The organism is Streptomyces sp. NPDC002671, from assembly GCF_053592475.1.
In genome coordinates, this window is sequence record NZ_JBSFVU010000051.1 from 1188 (window position 1) to 19330 (window position 18143).

Annotated in this window: 17 protein-coding genes; 15 read left to right on the forward strand and 2 right to left on the reverse strand. The window is 70.0% G+C overall.

All coding sequences use genetic code 11. The features are described 5' to 3' along the window. Positions 1-1692 (forward strand): WD40 repeat domain-containing protein (locus ACWD35_RS39890; protein ID WP_451356251.1); only part of this gene is annotated, 1692 nt, incomplete at its 5' end. A gap of 253 nt (positions 1693-1945) precedes the next feature. Then, complete coding sequence (locus ACWD35_RS39895; RefSeq protein ID WP_451356252.1) at positions 1946-2641, forward strand: DUF5655 domain-containing protein; 696 nt, start codon at positions 1946-1948, stop codon at positions 2639-2641. A gap of 95 nt (positions 2642-2736) precedes the next feature. On the opposite strand, the gene ACWD35_RS39900 is transcribed toward ACWD35_RS39895, so the two are convergent. Further along, positions 2737-3483 carry a DNA-methyltransferase gene (locus ACWD35_RS39900; protein WP_451356282.1) on the reverse strand — a complete coding sequence of 249 codons (747 nt, stop codon included), beginning with the start codon at positions 3481-3483 and terminating at the stop codon, positions 2737-2739. A gap of 581 nt (positions 3484-4064) precedes the next feature. Between ACWD35_RS39900 and ACWD35_RS39905 the strand changes: the two genes are divergently transcribed. The 11 genes from ACWD35_RS39905 to ACWD35_RS39955 all read left to right on the forward strand — a co-directional run bounded on the left by ACWD35_RS39905 (position 4065) and on the right by ACWD35_RS39955 (position 15323). After that, positions 4065-5210 (forward strand): C40 family peptidase, encoded by a 1146-nt coding sequence (locus ACWD35_RS39905; RefSeq protein WP_451356253.1) that lies wholly within the window; start codon positions 4065-4067, stop codon positions 5208-5210. Positions 5211-5300: 90 nt separating this feature from the next. After that, positions 5301-5609, forward strand: coding sequence for a DUF6112 family protein (locus tag ACWD35_RS39910; protein WP_451356254.1), 309 nt, complete (start codon positions 5301-5303; stop codon positions 5607-5609). After that, entirely contained in the window at positions 5609-6298 is a 690-nt protein-coding gene (locus tag ACWD35_RS39915; RefSeq protein ID WP_451356255.1) for a hypothetical protein, read from the forward strand. Before ACWD35_RS39910 ends, ACWD35_RS39915 begins: the two co-directional genes overlap by 1 nt. Positions 6299-6325: 27 nt before the next feature. Next, on the forward strand, positions 6326-7693 hold the full coding sequence (locus tag ACWD35_RS39920) for an SCO6881 family protein (protein ID WP_451356256.1): 1368 nt from the start codon (positions 6326-6328) through the stop codon (positions 7691-7693). A gap of 170 nt (positions 7694-7863) precedes the next feature. Continuing rightward, positions 7864-9336, forward strand: coding sequence for an SCO6880 family protein (locus ACWD35_RS39925; RefSeq protein ID WP_451356257.1), 1473 nt, complete (start codon positions 7864-7866; stop codon positions 9334-9336). 34 nt (positions 9337-9370) lie between these two features. Next, a complete protein-coding gene (locus ACWD35_RS39930) occupies positions 9371-9823 on the forward strand; it encodes a DUF6238 family protein (RefSeq protein WP_451356258.1) in 453 nt (150 codons plus the stop codon). A gap of 27 nt (positions 9824-9850) precedes the next feature. After that, positions 9851-11422 (forward strand): ATP-binding protein, encoded by a 1572-nt coding sequence (locus ACWD35_RS39935; protein ID WP_451356259.1) that lies wholly within the window; start codon positions 9851-9853, stop codon positions 11420-11422. 518 nt (positions 11423-11940) lie between these two features. Continuing rightward, on the forward strand, positions 11941-12639 hold the full coding sequence (locus ACWD35_RS39940; RefSeq protein ID WP_451356260.1) for a hypothetical protein: 699 nt from the start codon (positions 11941-11943) through the stop codon (positions 12637-12639). Positions 12640-13070: 431 nt separating this feature from the next. After that, positions 13071-13928, forward strand: coding sequence for a hypothetical protein (locus ACWD35_RS39945; protein ID WP_451356261.1), 858 nt, complete (start codon positions 13071-13073; stop codon positions 13926-13928). A gap of 97 nt (positions 13929-14025) precedes the next feature. Beyond that, positions 14026-14799, forward strand: a complete 774-nt coding sequence (locus tag ACWD35_RS39950) for a hypothetical protein (protein WP_451356262.1) — start codon at positions 14026-14028, stop codon at positions 14797-14799. A 26-nt stretch (positions 14800-14825) separates the two neighbouring features. Then, complete coding sequence (locus ACWD35_RS39955) at positions 14826-15323, forward strand: hypothetical protein (RefSeq protein WP_451356263.1); 498 nt, start codon at positions 14826-14828, stop codon at positions 15321-15323. Positions 15324-15526: 203 nt separating this feature from the next. Here the strand turns inward: ACWD35_RS39955 and ACWD35_RS39960 are convergent, their stop codons facing one another. Then, a complete protein-coding gene (locus ACWD35_RS39960; RefSeq protein WP_451356264.1) occupies positions 15527-16369 on the reverse strand; it encodes a hypothetical protein in 843 nt (280 codons plus the stop codon). Between the two features lie 345 nt (positions 16370-16714). On the opposite strand from ACWD35_RS39960, the gene ACWD35_RS39965 reads away from it, so the two are divergent. Further along, positions 16715-16987 (forward strand): hypothetical protein, encoded by a 273-nt coding sequence (locus ACWD35_RS39965; protein ID WP_451356265.1) that lies wholly within the window; start codon positions 16715-16717, stop codon positions 16985-16987. After that, a complete protein-coding gene (locus ACWD35_RS39970) occupies positions 16942-18000 on the forward strand; it encodes a hypothetical protein (protein WP_451356266.1) in 1059 nt (352 codons plus the stop codon). The genes ACWD35_RS39965 and ACWD35_RS39970 overlap by 46 nt, the downstream gene beginning before the upstream one ends. The last annotated feature ends 143 nt before the right edge of the window (positions 18001-18143 follow it).

Sequence of the window (18143 nt, forward strand, 5' to 3'; positions counted from 1 at the left end):
CAGCTCCTGCTCGCCACCGCTAGCCGGGACTCGACGGTGCGGCTGTGGGACCCCATCGCCGGTGCCCCGGCCGGCGCACCACTTGCCGCCCATACGAAAGCGGTGACCTCAGTGGCATTTGGCACTACTTCCGACGGCCAGCTCCTGCTCGCCACCGCTAGCCGGGACTCGACGGTGCGGCTGTGGGACCCCATCGCCGGTGCCCCGGCCGGCGCACCACTTGCCGCCCATACGGGAGCGGTGACCTCAGTGGCATTTGGCACTGCTTCCGACGGCCAGCTCCTGCTCGCCACCGCGGGCGAGGACGGGATGGTGCAGTTGTGGGACCCCATCGCTGGCGCCCCGGCCAGCCCACCACTTGACCACCAAACCCACAGCATCCTCTCGGTAGCGTTCGGTACCACACCGGGCGGCCGCCTCCTCCTCGCCGCCAGCGGAATCGAACCTATACGACTCTGGGATCCCAAGACCTGCGTCCCCATCAGGGCCCTGCCACGCCATACCACTTCCGCCAAGGCGATTGCATTCGGCACCACAGGGGACGACCGCCTGCTCCTCGCGTCCGCCACCCGACTCAAAAACGTGCGGCTGTGGGATCCCATCACCGGCACGCCCGATCGCGCGCCACTCCACGGTCATACAAACGTCATCACCTCCTTGGCATTCGGCGCCACACCGGGCGGCCGCCTGCTCCTGGCCAGCGCCAGCTTGGACGGTAAAGTGCGGCTGTGGGACCCCACGACTTACAGCATCCCCCAAGGCCCATCCCCAAGCCGCATGGCCCGAGCCAAGTCGGTGGCCTTCGGCAGAATGCCCGACGGCCGCCTCCTCGTCGCCATTGCGGACGGGGGATCCAGAGTGCGGCTCTGGGATTTCACCACCGGTGCCCCCTTCGGCCAACCGCTCATCGGCCACACTCGGGAAGTCACGTCGGTGGCGTTCGGTACCACACCGGACGGCAGCCTCCTCCTCGCGTCTGCCAGCCGGGACACGACTGTGCGGCTATGGGATCCCACTACCGGTGCCCCTGCTGGCGTACCACTCGCTGGCCACACCAACCATGTGACCTCAGTGGCCTTCGGTAGCACGCCCGACGGGCGCCTTCTCCTCGCCTCGGCCAGCGTTGACGGCACTGTTAAGCTGTGGGACCCCATCGCTGGCATCCTCGCTGGCACATCAAACGTCGGTCATACCCAATACATCGAGTCGTTGGCGTTTGGTACAACAGCTGACGGCCGCCTCCTCCTCGCCTCAGCCAGCCGAGACAAGACCCTGCGGCTGTGGGAGCCGACCACCGGCATCGGCATCCCCACCCTCCCACCGCTGAGCGGCCATACCGGAGCGGTGACCTCGGTGGCCTTCAGCACCACAGCAAATGGCTGCCTCCTACTGGCATCCGCTGGGACCGACGGCACGGTGCGGCTATGGAATCCCGATACTGGTGTTCCTGCGGGCCAGCCGCTGAGTGGCCATACCGGAGCGGTGACCTCGGTGGCCTTCGGCACTACATCGGTCGGCCGCCACCTATTGGTCTCAGGCAGCGGAGACAGGACGATTCGGCTGTGGGATCCAAGCGGGGGAAGATGCGTGGCAACGCTGCATCGGAGGTCTCCGGTCAATACGGTGACGTGCACGGAGGCGTTGCTGGCCATAGGCGAGGCAGAGGGCCTGTCGGTGATCGAGTTGCAATAGCCCTTTCACCAGACGGCTGGGCATTCCCCGCATACGGAACGCACCCACAGGCGGTGGGCACCGACGGGACCCACCTTCGCCTTCCAGCGTCCGTGCAGCGACAACACCGCCGCCAACAGGATCACCTCAACTGGCGACTCCGAAGAGCCCATCCCGTCGTCACGGACATGTAGTCTACGAATCGTCGCAGTTCAGAGCCGACATCGAGCTCCTGCGGTCGGTAATGTCGAATACAAGAAAGGCGCCGACAGCGGTGTCTTCTCAGGCTGTCTCCTACCTGTCGTGGTTGGACTCCGCGCGTCACGAGTTCGAGGCACTGGTCAAGGAGAAGCTGGGCTCCCAGGCAGCCGAGTCGATCGACTGGCGGACCCCTCGTATGGTCTGCATCGCCGCTGGCTTCTCGCACCACGACCGAGTCGCAGTGCACCGTCTGCGCGAGCGGATCGACCTGGTGCGCTACCGCGTCTTCGAGGGTGGGCTGCTGAGCCTGCTGCTGATCGAGTCCACGCCCGGATCCACGAGACCGGTCTCGGATCGTCGCCAGAGCCGCGAGCGGGAGGTCACGGCTGGTGCCGTCGGCGAAGGCGGGAAGACGTCCGCTCAGGCAACCGCTACTGCGGGTGCGGTTCCTGGCTGCCTGCAGGACCTGTACGCCGAGCTGGACGAGGCCCTCACCGTCTGGGGCGAGGTCGAGGTGGCTCAGCTTCGGCACTACATCGCCTACCGACGGATGGTGAACGTCGCCTCCGTCATCTTCCGCCCGAAGCACGAGGCGATCCTGGTCTACCTCAAGGTCGACCCGGACACGGTCGAACTGGAGGAGGGCTTCTCCCGTGACATGCGTGGCATCGGCCATCTCGGGACCGGCGACCTGGAGGTGCGTATCGCCTCGGCAGCCGACCTGGAGAAGGCTGGACCGCTGATCCGGCGGGCGTTCGAGGCCGCCTGACGCAAGAGGAAGGACGGCTGGTGCCTCGGTTTCTCGATGCACCAGCCGCCCTTGTCCGTCTGCGGTCCGTCGGCCCGGTCCGGTCGCTCTCATACTCATGCCTCCGGTCCTGCCAGGACAAAGTCGTCCTGGGTCAGCTCCGCTCGGAGCCTCGCCTCAGCGACATCGGCGTAATGCGCGGACAGCTCGACCCCCACGAACTGCCGGCCCTCGCGCAAGGCGGCGACGCCTGTGGAGCCGCTGCCGGTGAAGGGATCCAGGACGGTGCCACCTTCGGGACAGATCTGCACGAGCTGCTGCATGATCTCGACCGGCTTCTGGGTGATGTGGACGCGGTCCTTGCGGGGCTGGGAAGCGACGAAGTGGCCGGGCAGGTAGAGGTCCCGGTCCTTTTCGAGGCTGCCCTTGACGCCCCAGACGATGAACTCGGCCGACTGCTTGAACCCGCCCTTGCGGGGCCGGCTGGCGGGCTTGATCCAGGGGATCGTGCCGCTCCAGGTCCAGCCCGCCATCTGCAGGGCGTCGCTGGTGGTCGGCTCCTGGCGCCAGTCGGAGAAGACCATGGCGACGGAGTGCTCGGTCGCGGCCCGGTACGCCTCGGTGAGCAGCGCGGTCAGCCAGCTTCGATAGCTCCGCTGGTCGCGGTTCTCGCCGGGGAAGTTCTGCAGGTCGTGCGCCGATCCGGCCGTGACGTACTTGGCACGGGCGGTGCGGCCGGTGCGGTCCGAGCTGGTGCGTCCGCCGGAGTTGTACGGGGGATCGGTGATGACGGCATTGACGCTCTCGTCCGGGAGGGTCTTCAGCACAGAGAGGGCGTCGCCTCGGTGCAGCGTGTAGCTCATGTGCAGGGCCTCTTTCAGGGGCACGACGGGACTGGGCCACCTCCGGACGGCGGTCAACAGCGGCCGTTCGGAGCGGGGTTGCGCCGGAGGTTAGCCGCGATTTCCAGCCGCACCTAACGAGCCTGTGCCGTGCTTCGGGCCCGGGTTCGGCGGCCGTTTGGTGCGGCCGGGATCCCGGTCTACTGTCCAGCCGTGTCACCGAGGTGGAGCCCAGCTCCACCCCAGCTGACCTGTGCTGATCCGTGATATCGCGTCCAAAGACGCGGCCCGGAAGGCGCGTTGCCCCTCCCGTTCCCGAAGCCGTCAGGAGACCCGGTGCACCGCCTGAGATTACGAGCGCGGCTGGCTGCCGCGCATGACCTGAGACCGGCGTCCGGGAGCTACCAACTCCCCTGACCCAGGCCCGCCCTGAGAGGCGGATTCACATCGGCGCGGTGCCGCCAGCTTTGCACGAGAAGTCGGCACCGCGCCTCCTACGAACCGCGAGGAGCCGCTGCGATGCAGCACGCCCTGATACGCCCACGCCCTGACCCAGCCCCGTTGCCCGGCCGGGCTGTCCGCCCCGGCGAACCGCGGCGGCGATGAAAAAGACCACCGGAGCAGTCGTCGGTCTCTTCGCCTCCGGTCCGCTTCTGCTGGCCGTTCCGATCCTCGCCATCGGGGCCGGGACTGCTTCGGCCTCCTGCTCAACCGGCGGTACGCAGGCCGTGGATACCTCAGCCGTTGCCGCTCAGGTGAAGGCGATCCTGGACGGCGGCGGCAAGGGCACGGTCTCCGTGCCGGGCCTGGACGACCCGGCCGATCAGATCCCCAACGCCAAGACCATCCAGGCCACCGGCGTCGCGAGGAACATCCCGGCCCGGGGTCAGATCGTGGCCCTGGCGACCGCTCTGCAGGAGAGCGGCCTGCGGAATCTGACCTTCGGCGACCGCGATTCGCTGGGCTTGTTCCAGCAGCGGCCGTCACAGGGCTGGGGCACCGCGAACGAGATCCTCGACCCGGTGCACGCCTCGACGATGTTCTACGAGGCGCTGGAGAAGGTCTCGGGCTGGCAGTCCCTGTCCGTCACCCAGGCCGCCCAGGCGGTGCAGAAGTCCGGCTTCCCGGAGGCTTACGCAAAGCGGGAGCCCCTGGCCACCGCCTTGCAGCAGGCGATCGAGCCGTTGCTGTCGAAGGCCGGCGGCACGTCGCCGAGCCCCTCGCCATCTGGCTCGGACAGCACGGCCAGTCCTCCGCCGAGTACCGCGGGCGACTGTACGGCCGGCGGGGACGGCACCGACTTCGGGACCATCCCGCCCGGCACGGTGCCGACCGGATACAAGATCCCGGCAGACGCTCCGCCCAAGGTCCAGACGGCGATCCGCTGGGCGCTCGGCCAACTCGGCACCCCGTACCAGTGGGGCGGGAGCTGCACCGACTCCCACGGGAGCGACCCCATGGGCCGCTGCGACTGCTCCTCCCTGATGCAGCAGTCGTACAAGGCCGCCGGGGTCACCCTCACGCGGACGACGTACACGCAGGTCAAGGAGGGCAAGCCGGTATCGGTCGACGCTCTCCAGCCCGGTGACCTCGTCTTCACCAGGGGGACTGCCGAAGTCCCGGAACACGTCGGGATGGTCGTCGGCAAGGGCTTGATCGTGCACGCCCCGCACAGCGGCGACGTGGTCCGCCTCGCGACCCTCGCGTCCTGGAAGCCGCAGATTCTCGCGGCCCGCCGCGTCCTCTGACCGGCGCTTCTCTCCCTCCCCCCTCCTTGCACTGACGCTTCGCCCCCTCGGGCTTTGGCGCGCCCCTAAATCGAACTGGAGTTCAAAATCGTGTACCTCGCCAACAAGGTCGTCCAGCTCGCCTACGACCCCGGGATCAAGCCGAACGGGGGCGGGCTGCCGGGCCTGGCGGTCCTCAAGCAGGTGATGGGCTCGATCAACCTCTTCGGGATCATCGCCGTGGTCGGCGCGCTCGCCGTCAGCGCGGGCGTATGGGCCTGGGGCCACCACTCCGGCGGCCACCAGGCCGAGGCCAACGGCAAGAAGGGCGTGCTGGTCAGCGCCGGCGCGGCCCTCCTGCTGGGTGCCGCGAACGGTGTGGTGGCGTTCTTCAGCACGCTGGGGACGCAGGTCCACTGATGCCTCCCCGTCCCACGAACCCCGGCGGCGCTTCTCGCGTGCGCCGCCGGGCGCTGCTCGGCACCGCTGTCCTGGTGGTGCTCGTCGCCCTCGCCGGCCTGGCCGCCTACCTCACCCGCGACGGCAGGACCTCCTCCAAGGCTCCTGCACCACAGGTGAGTTCGGCTTCCCCCTCCTCCCCGACCGCTTCTGCCTCCCCCTCGTCACCGCCGCACGGGAGCCGCAGCGCCCTGCCCGTTCCCCCGTCCACGCACGACCCGATCACCTTCGGTAAGGCGGCAGCCGCAGCGCTGTGGTCCTACGACACCCGCACCTACTCCCAGCATGAGCTGCTGGCCGCCCTGCACAAGTGGCTGACCAGCGAGCCCAAGTACGCCGACACCGCCTCGGTCGACGTGCTCGCCCCCTCGCGCGTGCTGTGGAAGGAGATCGCCGCCAACGGCCAGTTCGCCACCGCCACCGTGAACGAGGCGCACTTCCCCGACTCGTTCACCCAGGCCCTGCAGGCGGACCCCGGGGCGATCACCACCGCGTACGTCTACGCCGTGACGGTTTCCGGCAAACAGTCGATCGCCTGGAACGGCTCGCCGCACGGCGGCGCCGAGAACCGCGTCACCACCCTCGCGGTCCAGTGCCGCCCCTCCCATCCCTGCGCCCTGGCCGGTGTCCTGTCGGCCGTCGCGCCCTGACCCCCACCCCAGAAAGGAGGTATCGCCATGGGAGTCTGCGACTTTCCGCTGATGGACACGGTCTGCGGCGCCGTCGACTTCGCCACCAACCCCGCCGGGACCGTCACCGACGGCATCGGAGCGTGGATCGCGAAGTCAGCGGGTGAGCTGGCCGCCAGCGCAGCCGACCTTGCTGCCAAGGCCGTCAACGAGACCACCGCCATCGATCTCAACGCCGGTTGGTTCCGTGACAACTACGAGCTGCTGTTGCCCATCGGCCTCGCCTTGACCGTCGGCACGTTCTGCATCCAGTTGATGTTCGCGGCCTGGCGACGGGACGAACGCGCCCTCGCCCAAGCCGCGATCGGCACGATGACCGGCGTTCTCTTCTCCTTCTGCGCCGTCGCCTTCACCTCCGTGGCCATCACGGTGGTCGACGCCCTGTCCGACGGCTTGTTCCAAGCGGCCAACAGCTCAGTGGACGACGCGATCCGTCGTGTCATCAAGGTCAACGAGTTGGGGGCGATGTACGGCCTCGGCTGGGGCGTCCCAGCTCTGGTCGCCCTCGGCTGCGCGATCGGCGCGTTCATGTACTGGGGCGTGATGGTCGCCCGTAAGGTCGGCGTCCTGATCATGGTCGCCCTCGCGGTCTTCGCCGGATCGGGCGGCGGCTGGGAGGTTGCGAAGCGCTGGCGACGGGGTTGGATCGAGGCCACCGCCACCCTCGTCGTGTCGAAGCTACTGATGACCGTGGTCTTTCTGATCGGCGTCTCAGCGATGGGCAAGTCCGGCGCCAAGGACGGCATGGCCGCCCTGTCCGACGCGATGGCCGGCATCGTCGTGATGGTCCTGGTCCTGCTCTGCCCGTACGCCACCTACAAGTTCGTCCACTGGGCGACCGACGGCGGCGGGCACGACGACCTGCACCGTACCGGCGTCGCCGGCATGGCGGTCGCCGTAGGGGCCGCGAAGACCGCGGGCAGCCTCGCGATGCAGGCCAGCACCGGCACTCCTGCTCCGCAGGGGCCGAGTCAGGTCCCCGGCGCAGGCAGCGACGGTGTCGCCTCCGGCATCAACCCCACCGGCGGCAACCTGAGCAAGGAGGGCATCGACGCCGGACCGCCCAAGCCGCGGACCACTTTCCGGTACGGCGAGGACCCGAACGCCTCCGGCGACAAGGGCCGCGCCCTGATCCAGCGCCCCGGCATCCCCGCACTGATCACACGGCCTGCCGACACCGAAGCAGGAGGCTCGGATGGGAACACTCATCCCGCCGCGCAGCCCGCTGGCGCGTCGATTCCCGGCAGCAGCCTGACCCGCGTAGGTGCCGCGCCGCCCGCTGGTCCCACCGCACCGCCGCCGCCCTCCACCGGTCCTTCGGCGACAGGCTCCCCGACTCCGACGAACTGGGTCTAACCCCACCAGCCGCCGTCCGGGTCCTGACCCACCACCACCCAGGGGGCGGGCTGCTTCCCTCCAGCCCGCCCCCCTATCCCCGACCACCCGAGTCGGAGTCCTGCCATGACCTCCAGAAAAGCGCCACGCCATCCGTCTTTTCCCGCCCGCTCCCACTGTCTGGAACCGCCTTGTCTGACAACCCCCAGGCCGAAGTCACCACGGCCACAGTGAAGTTCCCACACCGCAGCAGGCGCGGCATCCTGCTCGGCCTGACCGCCCCGCAGTTGATCGTCGTGAGCCTCGCCGGCCTCTTCCTGCTCGCCGTGATCCTCGCCCGTGGCGTGGTCGGCGCTCTCGAACTCATCCCGCTGTGGGCCGGCATCGCCCTGCTCGTCTTCGTACGCTACCGAGGCCGGGCCCTGGCCGACTGGGCTCCGATCGTCACCCGGTACGCGCTGCGCCGGATGCGGGGCCAGCTGATCTGGCTGTGCCGGCCATCCCGCCGCCCGGTCCGCGAAGGACTCCTCCACCTGCCCGGGACCGCCGCCAGCCTGCGCGTGGTCAGCGCACCCGACCGCCGGTACGGCGCCGTCCACGACCCCCACACCGGCACGCTGACCGCCGTCGTCAAGGTGTCCTCCCGCGCCTACGCGCTGCTCGACCCGGGCACCCAGAACGCCAACGTCAGCGGCTGGGGCCGCGCCCTCGCCGCACTGGCCCGCACCGGTCAGGTCGCCCGGATCCAGGTGATCGAGCGCACCGTGCCGGACTCCGGCGACGCGCTGCGCCGGTACTGGGAGGAGCACGGCCAGCCCGATGCCTCTGTGGCCGGCCAGGTCTACAGCGAGCTGATCCAGAGCGCCGGCCCGGCCGCTGTCCCGCACGAGGCGTACGTCGCGGTCTCGCTGGACGCCAAGGCCGCCAGGCGCCTGATCAACCAGGCCGGAGGCGGTCTGACCGGATCCTTCAGCGTCCTGGCGCAGTTGACCTCGACCTTCGACCAGGCCGCGCGCACCGCCGGGCTCAGCCCCACCGGCTGGCTCACCGCCCGCGAGATCGCGGCAGTCGTACGAACGGCATACGACCCCAAGGCCCTTGCCGCACTGGATCGTTGGTCCTCCTCCGGGCGTCCCGAGGCCGACGCCGGCGCCGCGGGCCCGGTCGTCGTCGTCGAGAAGTCGGACCACATCGCGACCGGCTCCGCCGTCCACTGCACGTATTGGGTGAAGAACTGGCCCCGCACCGAGACGTCGGCGGGCTTCCTGCACCAGCTGCTGTTCACCGCCGGGGTGCGGCGGACCCTGTCGCTGTCGTACGAGCCGAAGGGGCTGGACGCCGCCCTGCGCGATGTCCAGCGCAAGAAGGCCAGCGTGATCGCGGACGCCGCCGAGCGGGCGCGGCGCGGCCAGGTCGACTCCGAAGCGGACTCCATCGAGTACCAGGACATCAAGTCCCGGGAGCGCCAGCTCATCGCGGGCCACGCGGACGTCGCCCTGACCGGCCTGCTGACCGTCTCGGCCGACTCCGAGGAGGAGCTTCGTTCCGCCTGCGCGGTCGTGGAGACCGCGGCGGTCGGCGCCCAGCTCGACCTCCGGCCGCTCACCTGGCAGCAGGCCGAAGCGTTCACCGCCGCCGCCATGCCGCTCGCCCTCGCCGCCTGATGCCGGCCCTCCTCCCTTCCGAAAGAGCACCCCCATGTCCCGCACCGCCAGCCCGACCACGCAGGACTTCGTCCCCTTCGCCACTGCCGCGCTCGACTTCCACCGCGCGCTCAACCTTCCAGGCGGTCCCCTCGTCACCACCCGCGCCGAGCTGGACGCCCTGCACGCCCACCTCGTCTCGCTGCACGGCCCGCTCGATGCCCACGCCGCCCGCACAGGCCAGCTCGTGCCGATCGAGGGCGACCAGCTCAGCGCCGCCCGCACCCGGATCTGGCAGGCCGCCGACCACGTCCACGCCGCCTACCACGCGGCCCCCCAACCCGGCTCCGGCGAGGTCCCCGACCGCGATGCGTGCCAGGCCGGCCTGCCAGAAGGCGCACCGAAGCTGACCATCTGCCAGCGCCACCAGCGCACCGCGCACCTGGTCCGACGCCGCACCACCCCGGCCGACCTCCACGCTCCGTTCACCGGCCTCGTCCGCCACTGACCCTGCCTTCCGTCTGGAGAACCGTTCATGCCCCGCACCCGCGCCAGTGCCTCCCACCTGTTCGTCCCCCGCAAGGCATCGCGGGCCGAGCAGCGCGCCGCCCGCGCCGGTTTCGCCGAGGCCCGGCGCCAGGCTCGCCTCGCCGAAGCCCCGCCCAAGCGCCGCGACGAGGAGGCCCTCGACCCGGAGCTGCGGCCGACCTATCCGCCGTCCGGTCGCCCCGGCTCCTCCTCGGCACGCGGCGGCAAGCTCAGCCTGCCCGCCCACCGGATGACCACCGCCACCGTGTCCGGGGCCTATCCCTTCCTCGCCGAGGGCGGCCTGGGCGCGGAGGGAATCTTCATCGGCCGCGACGTCCACGCGGAGGCCGCGTTCTGCTACGACCCGTTCTCGCTGTACAACAGCGGCCGGATCGAGGGCTTCACCAACCCCAACGCGGTCCTGGCCGGGATCATCGGCATGGGCAAGTCTGCGCTGGCCAAGTCCATCGCCACTCGGGCGATCGCCCACGGTTACCGGGTCTACGTGCCCTGTGACCCCAAGGGCGAGTGGACGGCCGTCGCGCAGGCTCTCGGCGGCTACAGCATCGCGCTGGGCCCGGGGCTCCCGGGCAGGCTGAACCCCCTGGATGCCCCGGCCCGGCCCGCCTCGGTGAGCGAGGACGACTGGGCGACCGAGGTCCGCAAGCGCCGTCTCCTGCTCCTGGCCGGCCTCGCGCGCACCGTACTGAAGCGCGATCTCCAGCCGATGGAACACACGGCCCTCGATCTCGCGCTGGACCTGGTCGTCACCGAAGCCAAGGCAGGCGGCACCGTGCCCCTGCTCGGCGAGATCGCGCACACGCTCGGCTCGCCCGAGCTCCTCGACCGGGCCCTCGGCGACCAGGCCGGGCGTATGGGGGCCGCAGCGCAGGACCTCGCGCATGCCCTGCGCCGTCTGGTCCACGGCGACTTGAGCGGCATGTTCGACGCGCCCTCGACCGTGGCCTTCGACCCGACCACCCCGATGCTGTCCATCGACCTCTCCCGCCTGGGCGGCTCGGGCGACGACACCGCGCTGGTCCTGGCGATGACCTGCGCCAGCGCCTGGATGGAGTCCGTGCTCGCCGATCCGGACGGTGGCCGACGCTGGGTGATCTACGACGAGGCGTGGCGCGTGATGAGGCACGTCGGCCTGTTGGAGCGCATGCAGAGCCAGTGGAAGCTCAGCCGAGGGCTCGGCATCGCCAACCTGATGGTCATCCACCGCCTCAGCGATCTGCTCAGCGCGGGCGACGCCGGATCACGCGGCCGGGTCCTGGCCGAGGGCCTACTCGCCGACTGCTCCACCCGCATCATCTACCGCCAGGAGCCCGACCAGCTCGCCGCCGCCGCGTCGCTGCTCGGCCTGACCGGTATCGAAACCCAGGCCGTGTCCGCCCTGACCAAGGGCCGGGGCCTGTGGAAAGTCGCAGGTCGGAGCTTCATCACCCAGCACATCCTGCATCCGGCCGAGCGCGAGCTGTTCGACACGGACGCCCGGATGCATGCCAAAAGCGCCGAGTTCACCGCAACTGACGATTCCTCAATTTCCAGGCTGCGCAAGGAGGCGCGGCAGTGAGCCTCCGTGGGGTCACGGGTTCCCTGCTCGGTGCGGTCGAGGTCGCCACCCCGCTCCAGCGCCGCCCAACGACCGGCCGGCTGCGAGTCCGGACAGCGGCGTACCGGCAACTGACGGGAACGACCGCCTCGCCGCAGCCCGGACCGAGGAGTTCACCGACCTGTTCCGCGAGGCCGTCACCGAGGAGTTCGGCGCGGTGGCCCGCCTGCATCAGATGCTCGAAACCCTCCGAGTGGTGTCGCACGCACGGTGCCCGAAGCAGCGCGTCCGAGCTGGAAGCCATCGCCTCCCGGGTGACCGACCTCGGGGAGGAGTTGCATCTCGTCGCGGAGAACGTCGACCACGAGATCCGCTTTCGGTCGCACCAAGCGGCAGCAGGGGTCCGCTTCTCGCCAGCGGCGTCGGCCCGGGGAACTTCCCCCGGCCAGCAGAGCGACGCTCCGGCTCCGGTCCCGCCATCCGTCACGCGCTCGCTGCCGCGTTCGCGGTGAGGCACCCGTACAGAAACGAGTAACGCCATGCCTACTTCTCCCGACTCCTCCGCCACCCCTGACCGCCGGCCGCAAGATGCCGACGAGCGGGCTGCATGGCGGGCGCGTGTCCAGGCCCTGGCCTCCGCCGCCGACGGCATCAGGCAGGCTTCGGACCAGTGGGACGCGGTCTCCGACTCGTACTGTGACGAGGACGGCTGGCCCGTCGATGAAGCCGGGTACGCCGACGGCAAGGTGGCCCGGGACGCCGCCGCCTGGGAGCACGTCGAGACCTTCCTGGCCCACGGCCCCGAAGTCCTCGCCACTGTCCGGGCCGCCACGCAACCGGCCGACTACCTCGACGGCCCGATCAGCACCGACCTGCTGCGCCTGCGGGGCATCGACTCCGTACTGGAGCGAGCAGGCGAGATCCGCCGCGAGTGGGATCAGGTCATCGCGCTCATGGAGGGGTCCATGCCCGGGTCGCGGGAGCTCTACGAGGAACGAGCCCGCGAGATCCGCAACTCCGAAGGCTGGCACTACGCCGACGAACTCAGCTACAGCGGAGCGGCGTTGGCCAGGGCTGCCGATCACCTGACCGACCGGATCGGCGTCGGCCAGTCCGCGCACACCGGGCGGGTCCAAGCGGCCCTGGCCCGATCCACCCACGGCCAGCTCGGTGCCTCTGCCGCTTCGCCGCCCGCCTCGGCGGTGCCCGACCCCCCGGCCGTGCGCCGCTCGCGCTGACGCCTCTAGCACCGACCTCCGGCGAGGCCAAACCGTCCGATCGCCGGATCCTCGACGAACGCCACCACCCCTACAGTCCCCACCCGGCTGCGGCTTCCCCCCGTCGTCGACCGCTGGGGACGGCCGACCACGGAGAAGCCCACATACGCCCCGATCAGACCCTGGTCACCCTCCAGCGCGAGGGCACACGCGTCACGGCGCGCACCAGCGAACCCTTCGTCCTGGCAGCCTCCGTTGGCACGTCGGAGTATGACCACCCGTACAGCCACCTGACCGCGCCGCTTCGGCAACGCGGACTGTCCTGCACCGTCGAGTACGGCCTCAGCGACCACATCGTCCACGCCGAACTTCCCGACGGCAGCGCCCTGATCATCTCCCCGCCCCAGGAACCGCCCACCGACCATCCGCCCGGGTATCCGGAGAGTTGGTTGGTGACCCGCGGGCATCCCGACGACTCCACGCTCCACGAAGTGATCTACGACTCGGAGCCCGACGGCCCCCACGCCCGACATGGCGGCAGCATCCCCCGCCTGCTCGCCGCCATCGACACCCGCCTGGATCAGCTCGGCCTACCGCCCCGACCGGAACCGCGGCGACCTGCCCACGAGAGCGGCGCCGATGCGGTGCTCCACCGTGCGGGCTTCGTCCCCGTCGTGCTGTTCCGCGAGCGCTTCCACCGGCTGCCCTTCGCCATGACCGACCTGGCCGAGCAGCGACAGATGGTGACCCGGGCCTTCGACATGCTGCAGGCCGAGGGCTTCGACGTCTCGTGCGATCCCGGCCTCCTCGACCCCAGCCTGCCGCCCCCTGGCGATCAGGGGCTCAGCCTCGGCGACCGGCTCGGTCACCTGACCCAGTCCATCCGGTCGGCGGCGCACACGGGCGAGGTCGTCGCCGCACTGAGCAAGCTGACCGCTCCCGGTGACGGCGTTCTCCAGCGTCTCGTGGAGTCCCTCGACACGACGGCCGACTGGTGGGAGGGCCTGGGCGAACCCGCCGATCCCCACTACGCGAACCGGCTGCGTTACATCGCCAAGAAGCTCGACTCCTACGCGTTGGACATTCGGTCCATGCGTGGCGAACTGGCCGACCGGCATACCGACCACCCCAACAGGGCCCAAGGCCGGGCGGAGCGGAGCGCACCGGAGGAACCAGCGGTGTCCCGAGTCGCCGCCGCTCTCGCGGTCTCGCCGACCGCACGGCGCACGACCCCACCCGCGCTGCCGTCAGCTTCAGCCGCACCTTCCTCCCTGCCTCCCGCCCGCCCTTCGTCCGCACCCGGTCGCTGACCGCTGCCCAGCTCGGAGCCCGCCATGTCCCGCACCAGCAGAACCGTCCCCGCCCTCGACCGCCCCTCGTCCCCTGCACTCACCGGATGGACCCGCCATGCCCGCCCCCGAGCACGACCCGCTTCCCGACATCGCGGTCGGGCGCCACCCCGACTTCGGCATCGTCGCTTCCAACCCCAAGCAACTGGCAGCAAACGCCTGGGTGTTGAAGGGGTTCGACTTCCACCCCGTCCCCGACCACCCCAACCTGTACGCGCTGGCCAACCAGCAGCATGATGGGCAGGGCCGTGCCACCCGGGCCGTCGCGTTGCTGCGCAAGGCCGGCTACCGGGTCGACGTGGACGCCGCGTTCGACCCCTCGCCGGCCTCCGGACCAGCGCCCGCCCGCGACCGGCCCCCGCGCTTCGAGCCGGACGTCGCGTTCGCCGAGCATCCGCAGCTCGGCGTGGTCGCCGCCACCGCCGACAGTTCCTCCGCTCTCGGCGGCCCGCTCATCCTGGAAGAGCACGGCTGGCGGCACAACCCGAGCCTGGACATCTACACGCTGCCCATCACCACCGGCCGCAGCGAGGCGCTCGGCAAGGTCGCCACTGCCACGCTGGCGATGCAGCGGGCCGACCTCCAAGTGGCCGTGCAGCCCCTCCTCGCCCGGGACGTAGCAGCGCGCCGCTCACCCGCGCCTACGACGGCAGCACGCCATCAGCGCAGTCAGGACTTCACCACTCACAAGCTCCCGATGAGCGCCATCGCGCTCGCCGCCAGTCCCACCCGCGCCGGCCTGCCGGGTAAGGCGCCGGTTACCGCGCCCGCCACCTCTGGCCCGGCGGCCCGCCCGGTGAACCCGCGCATCGCGTTCTCCCGCAACCGCTGACCCAACTCCTGTAAGGAGCAGTTCCCATGGCCGTGAAGACCCTTTGGCGGATCACCCATTCCTGTGGACACCAGGCTGAGCGAGACCTGTCCTCCCGGGCGGCCGACCGTCGCGCGGGGTTCGCCGAGTGGCTCGCCAAGCAGGAGTGCACCGATTGCTGGCGGGCCGCGAGGGATGGCGACGAGCAGGACAAGGCCGCCTGGCTGGAGGCCAAGCGCGCCGAAGAGCAGGCCGAGTCCGAAACCTGGTCGCAGCAGTACCGAATGCCGCCCCTCGAAGGCCGCGAGCGCGCCGTCGCCTGGGGCGTGCGCTGCCGCCACCAGGTCCTGGCTGCCGCGTACACCACTCTGGTCCTCGAAGGCGGGACCAGCGAGGCGGAGTGGGAGGAGATCGAGCAGTCGGCTCGTACGATCACCTGCGCCGGCTGGTGGATTGATCAACGCTCCTCGGAGCCCGGCGACCTGACCGAGCTGCTCGAGGCGGCCACCGGGGCGGACCGGCCCACTGAAAACCCCCACTTCTGACGTCCGATGCCCCGCTTCGGCGGGGCACCGGATCGCTCACCCTGCCAGTGATGCGGACATGACTGGTCCGCTTGCCGACCCCACCGCGGCGAACCTGGCTTGGCCCACTACCTCACGACCTGGTCGCCGGAGTTGACGGCCCAAGGACACCATCGTCCTGCCGTACCGGGCACGGCTTCTCCGAGGAGCAGGCGGCATTGGCGTTACCCGGTGATTGCCTGGACGACCTGGTCCCCGAGGTGGAGCAACTCCGCACTGGCCACACTCGCGCCAGTTTGCATGAGCGCAATCTTGATTCTCTGCCAAGCGGTCGCACGCTGCGCGGAGTCTTGCCCACTGTCATCAAGAACCGCCACGGCTTGGGCGTACTCCTGACGCTGGGCTTCAGCCACATGCGGCTCCAAAGCACGCAACTGCGCAACCAATGTGACCAGCTCGGTGCCTGACAGCCCGTTGTTCTGGGTGTTGTTGACGCCCACCACGTTCGTGCCACCGTTGACGGTCACGTTGAACACCGGCGCCGCTGGAGGCGGAGTCAAGAATTCGGACACGGTCTTCCCACTCTCTGCGCAGTCAATGCCCTGCGCGGTCAGTCTCGGGTCGAAGAGCTGGCCGACACCCCAGTCCGTGAAGTCGATCAGACCTTTGCCGCCGAGGTAGTTGGCTGCCTCGCCTATCTCGACGGGGCGAAGACGCTCGCCGAGGTAGATGCTTCCGGGCACCTTGACGAAGTCGACGGACTGCATGGGCCTGGCTTTGTACAGCCAGCGGACGAACGCCGTGCGGGTGTAGTCCCGCCTGGGCTTCAGAGCCCGTCGGCGACTCCGAGCGCTGACGATCTCCGCCTCGCCGAGTTCGGTCAGGCTGACCTCCAAGCCCGATCCGGCCCGCGTGAGATGCCCTGTTTCGAAGCGCAGGTCCACTACCTTCTGCGCAGCCCCCCGCGGCATTCTCTCCTCCGTCTCCCAACGCATGGCATCGAATGCGGTGTTCCCCTGTCTCTTCCCCCAGTCCAGGAGGAAGAGACCGATGTGGCCGACGGTCATGGCCTACAAGGTACAGGTGGAGAAAGGCGACGTCGGGGTGAGCCAACTTGGCCTTCAAGAGGGCGCTTGAACAGGACGGCAGTCGCTCGGCGTCCGATACTTTGCGCGTCGAGTTCACACCGCCAACCTCTCGGCAATCGCGAGCCCGCGCGCATTCAACGATCCGTACTTCGCGCGCTCCACCCGCGGGCTTCACCTCCACCGTCAGGGCCTCGACGAGCCGCAGTGACCTCAGGCGTCTATCACCCATCTCCGGCCGGGCCAAATCGCGGATTCTGCGGATCCTCTCTCCCCGACGGCCCGGCACCCGGGCTCCCGTTCGCCACTCCCTTCGAGGTAGACGCCGTGATCGCCCACCTGCAGCGCGCCAGCCACACCGTCAGCCTGCTTGAGTATCTGTACGGGCCGGGCGAGCGCGGCAATCACACCAACCCACGCCTGATCGCGGGGGACGGCCACGGCGCCCCGCTCGAGATGCCCACCCGGCCCGACGCGCCGACGTACCTGGCCCGCGTCCTCAACGCACCCGTCGAGCGCCTCGGGGCCCGAGCGCCCGAGCGCCCGAGCGGCCAGTGTGGGCCTGCTCGGTCCGCTCCGATCCCCGGCACCCCGACCTGACCGACTGGCAGTGGGCCGAGGTGGCCCGCCGGGTGGTGGCGGCCACCGGCATAGGCCCGGAGGGCGATCCGGACGCCTGCCGGTGGATCGCCGTGCGCAACCAGGCCCGTCTGGTGCACGTCGTGGCCACCCTCGCCCGCGAGGACGGCGGTGTCCACCACGCCTACCGCGACGCCTTCCATCTCCAGACCGAGTGCCACCGCATCGCCACCGAAATCGGCCACCTGCCCCCGGCCTCACGCCCAGCACCCCGCGCCCAGGAGACCCACGTGACTGCCCCCTACATCACCATCAGCAAAGAGCCCAGCGGCAGCGTCTTGGCGAAGGGCGCCAGCGACGACCTGTCCGCCACTCTTCTCAAGCACGCCGGCTTCCAGCAGATGGAGGACTGGTACGGCCGCCGCCACCGCCTGGCGACCACCACCCCGCAGGCTGAGCGCGTCGCCATCGCCTCCCACGCAGCCGAGATGCTGCGCGCCGCCCGGTACAGCGTCGACCTGGACCCCGCCCTCAACACGAGCCGGTTGTCCACCCCGGCCAACCCTCTCGGGCTCTACACCGCCGGTGCCGAAGTCCTCCGGCTGACTGACCAGATCAGGGCCGCCGAGAACGGTGCCGACCTTGCGCAGGCGGTCGATCACCTCCTTCATCCCGAGCACGGCGTCCTGGAACGCCTCCGGGAAGCTCTGGAGACGGCAGGCGAACAGATCACCGACCTCTACGACGAGGCGTATGCGCTCGCCGACCGGTTCGGCTTCGCTGCGGAGTTCGTCAGCGCAGCGCAATCGGAACTCGTCGGAGCGGGACGCGAACTGCACCGTGTCAACGACTCGCAGCAGGACCACGCCGGGGCGCAGACGCAGTACCCAGCCCCGCCCGACGCACGAAGCGCGGCTCTCGCCACGTCGCCCGCAGCGGACAAGGCCAAGGCGTCTTCGGCGCTCGGAACTCCGTCTCCGGGGGTCGGTACAGCCGTAGGTGCGCCGCAGGTCGCCAGCCCTCGGAACCGGTGATCCCGGTCCTCTCCTCTCGTACTCCCTCCTCCCTCCGGCGGTCTGACGCGCACCTGCCTCATGCGGACAGCCATCGACGCTCTGGCCAGCGCGTCCGCCGTCAGACCGGCCAAGGTCCGAGGGGTCTGTCCAACCCACCCGGC